The organism is Methanosarcinales archaeon, from assembly GCA_014859725.1.
Lineage (GTDB): Archaea > Halobacteriota > Methanosarcinia > Methanosarcinales > Methanocomedenaceae > Kmv04.
The window spans coordinates 1-3,695 of the sequence record JACUTQ010000196.1; the positions used below are offsets into that span (position 1 = coordinate 1).

At 38.8% G+C, this 3,695-nt stretch carries 5 protein-coding genes; all 5 read right to left on the minus strand.

From position 1 onward, the window contains the following. On the minus strand, nt 1-585 hold a 585-nt coding region (locus IBX40_11920; protein MBE0525018.1), incomplete at its 3' end, for a hypothetical protein. Continuing rightward, on the minus strand, nt 582-752 hold the full coding sequence (locus tag IBX40_11925; protein ID MBE0525019.1) for a hypothetical protein: 171 nt from the start codon (nt 750-752) through the stop codon (nt 582-584). The genes IBX40_11925 and IBX40_11920, both read right to left, overlap by 4 nt. Beyond that, nucleotides 749-2,458 carry a BREX-1 system adenine-specific DNA-methyltransferase PglX gene (pglX, locus tag IBX40_11930; protein ID MBE0525020.1) on the minus strand — a complete coding sequence of 570 codons (1,710 nt, stop codon included), beginning with the start codon at nt 2,456-2,458 and terminating at the stop codon, nt 749-751. Before pglX ends, IBX40_11925 begins: the two co-directional genes overlap by 4 nt. A gap of 2 nt (nt 2,459-2,460) precedes the next feature. Then, on the minus strand, nt 2,461-2,895 hold the full coding sequence (locus IBX40_11935; protein ID MBE0525021.1) for a DUF365 domain-containing protein: 435 nt from the start codon (nt 2,893-2,895) through the stop codon (nt 2,461-2,463). Nucleotides 2,896-2,899: 4 nt separating this feature from the next. Then, nucleotides 2,900-3,695 (minus strand): N-6 DNA methylase (locus IBX40_11940; protein ID MBE0525022.1); only part of this gene is annotated, 796 nt, incomplete at its 5' end.

The following is a 3,695-nucleotide window of genomic DNA, read 5'->3' on the forward strand; positions in this document are numbered from 1 at the left end:
ATTACGAATTATTTGAGAATGGATACTGTGCCCGAGTAAAAACTGGTCCCAAATTCTTGTAAGATCTTCAGCAAAAGGCATGAGTACAAAGGCTAATCTCTCGTCCATGCTATATGATGCAGGACCAAATAATGGATTGATTTGTATAAGGCTTGACATCTTTATCACTCTCTGAAATTCAGAATCAACATGAGTAACGACAATTGCTCCCAATTCCGCTCGGCGTTGCACTTCGTCTTGTTCGAGCAACGCACTTGGGAAAACGATAAGAAACGGGTCTTCAAGGCCAAATTCCCATTTAGCATTATCTAACGCTTGTTGGGGTGTTAGTTGCTTTTCAGGAACATGAATAAATAGAGAAGACGGCATCCCAAAATGCCGCTGTGCTAAGACAAAGAGGCTGTTTTTATCCAAAATTACCACCAAGCTACAAGTTAGTAGACTCCTTACAACTGCCCTCTGAAGACAATGCTCTTGCGAGGTACTTTGGACTAAAGCTCCAAACTCATCTAGTAATTGATTGATTTTTTGTTGGAGTTCTGGAGGCATATTTCCGCCTGTAGTTCGTGCACCTTTATGCATCATGATTCATAACCCCTTATTCCATTAACAGAAATGGCGTATATCAATATATATTCTAACTCACTTCGCATATCCATCCAATTTGGAAATCTATCCGAATAATGTTCACATATACAACCCCCTGGTCGAACTTCTCCAGCTTCAATCATTGTTTTCTCTCTATCATTCATATCTTCCCCACCAAACCCTCAAACTTTGCATAATTCACCGTCACCCCATCATCCAGATCAATATCAATAAACTCCAGCGCCTTATTATTCAAAACCGCATCATAATCAGTAAGTTCATCGATCAATTTCGATAGCCTGCTCATCTCCTGAGCATCCTTATTCGACTCAGACGAAAGCATCCCCATCCTGGCATCAAGCTTATCCTCAAGCTTAAGCAGATAATCAGTCCTCATCTTTGCCAGTGTCTCCTTATTAAACCTGTGCATATACACCAGCGCATTGAAACCCCTGCCCTTGCCTGATGTGAAGAGCCAGTAGATGGGCCTCTTCTTATACATCTTCACGTGGTCTTTGAAGAACGACTTGAGGAAATAGTCCCGTATCACTTTTTCAGGCGACTCCCCTTTCTTTGATCTGGACAGCGCCCCGGCAATAAATTCAAGGTTCTCGGCAAGGCTCTCAGCCCCGAATGTGGTTTTCAGGAATTCCCTGAATCTGGACACGATGTCGTCTGTGAAGTATTCATGCTCAAGTATGGGGATGATGTTATCCTCATCCGGCATGAACGAGGCTTTCGGCACCTTTTCTTTGAAATCATCAATGGTCTCACCCTGGTTTGCGAGGATGAGCCCTGGCTTGTCTGGGGAGTAGCGGCCGAACATGCAGCCCACTGCGTATGAGATGAACTGCTTGACCAGAATCTCTTTTTTGAATACAAGTTCGCCGTCTTTGATCTCGGATTCGGTTTTCAGGATGCTTATGTTTTCTAAAGGCACATCCGGTGTGAGCTCGTCTGCGAGGTCATAAATATCTATGAAGATACGATTTAGTTCCTCTTCGTTTGCATGGAGTTTGAAGAATTGGTCTTTCCAGTAATCGCAACAGATGTTGTAGGCGTCTTCAATTCGGGTTGTAGTTTTGTGGCGCAAGAGTTCGTTTGTGGTAAAGTTCCAGCTTGTTTCTCGGGAGTCCCATTCTTCTTTGGAGATATTGATGCAGAATTGGGAAAGGGAGTCAATGCGGATTTTTGTTTCTTCGGATTCAGGGAATATAATAGGAAGTCTTTGGATATCTATATTTTGATAATCCATTGTAGTACTTAAACATGCAAGCAGCTTATCTGCAATAATAGTATTTAAAAAACTTATAAAATAAAATAAATTATCTAAATTTGCCGGAAAAGCAGACGGGCCTTTCTTGTCAAAAATACAAACATTAGGCAAGTACCGACAATTAAAATTTTTACTTGTTGTCGCTGTCCAAGTAAGTCCATTTTTAAATCTATATTTTTCTTGTAACAAATTAGATGTTTTGTTTGATTTATAAAAGTTTATTGCATTTTCGGACCAATCGACAACCAATTCAATATTACCATACCATTTTTTATATTCTCCACCTTTATTATAAAATACCCAACGTCTGCCCTTTCCTACATTATTTTTATTTATTTCCCATAAATGTCTTAAAAATCTGTCGTTATCTGCAGTTATATGTTGAGAACCAGTAATATCTATATGTTTCTCTAGCATAACACCTTCTTTAAAGCATTCGATTTCTTTTTTGTTCAACCAATATGCAATTGGATTTCCTGGAATTTCAAAAAAAACGTCTTGTTGTTCTACAATATATCTATTAGCTTTGTTAAAGAACTCCCTTTCCTTCTTATTTCTCAATTTAAAATCACTCAATCGTATGAAGGTAGCCATTTTCACACATCCCCTATAACTTCTCGCATTTTTTCAGTTGTTAAGAAAATACCTGCCATTGTAACAGGTTTGGATATTTGAATTTCTTTTTTATATCTTTTTAATCCAGTTAATTCTAAAACCAATGCTTTTTTGTTTTCCCTGCCTTTGGCATATCTTCTAAACTCATCATCTGATATCATCAACCGTCCATGATACGTGTTTAAGATTGTATTCATATCCAAAAAATCAATTTTTTTTATGGTGGCTTCACCAACAATAGATTTACCTCCACCTGATTGATATATGAATAAAGTAATGTTTTTTTTTATTCTTATTCTAGATTTTTTTTTGGGCTCTCGAGAAGTATATTTTATATAAACATCTCGATTATTTGAAAACATGAAATCAATTGCTTCTTTTGGCAAAGGGAATATAATACTGACTATTTCGTCCATATTTTCACCATGCTCTGATTGTAAAAGCTGTCGTTGAAACAATCTCTCCGCCAATCTGTTCAAAAGCTCGTGGTCCAAGATGAACCATCGTATCTATCTTATGGTTTTCTAAAATTTTGATCCTCAATTTTTCAAAAGATGACAAGAACATCCAAGATTGCATGGTAATCATGGAAGTGAAACCTTTCGAATTAGTAAAATCAAGACATTTCTCAATAAATACCGCAAACAAATCAGTTTTTGAATCTGGATACGCATCGCTAATAAATTTATTTAACTTTGTGTTTATATTCCTTGAACCCATATACGGCGGGTTCGTCACCACACAACTATATTTCCGCCCCATGAGCTTCACCTGCTTCACAAGCTCCTCCAATTTCGACCCCGCAAAAACAGAATCAAGCGTCCCATCCCTCTTCAGCAACTCAAACTCATCCCCCAATCTCTCAAAATCAAACCCCTCCACCTTCAATATAGACCCGTAATTCTTGGCATCGATAAAGAAATCCCACAGCCTGCACAGTTCAGGATACTTCCCCTTATTCAAAGCGCACTCTTCCCTCGTTTCCTGGATAGCGCAAAGATTCAAAGATATCTTCTTGTTAAACAGCTCTTTATCATACATCCTCGCCTTCATCATCAGCGCAAATCCCGCAAGCTGCGCCGCCCTGTCATCAATCTCAAGCCCATAGAGGTTCTTGTTAAGTATCAGGGGCGCAATCTCGCTATCAAGATAACCCTGCGACCTGTATATCTCATACAGCACCTCAAAAGCATAAACAAGAATATGACCAGACCCC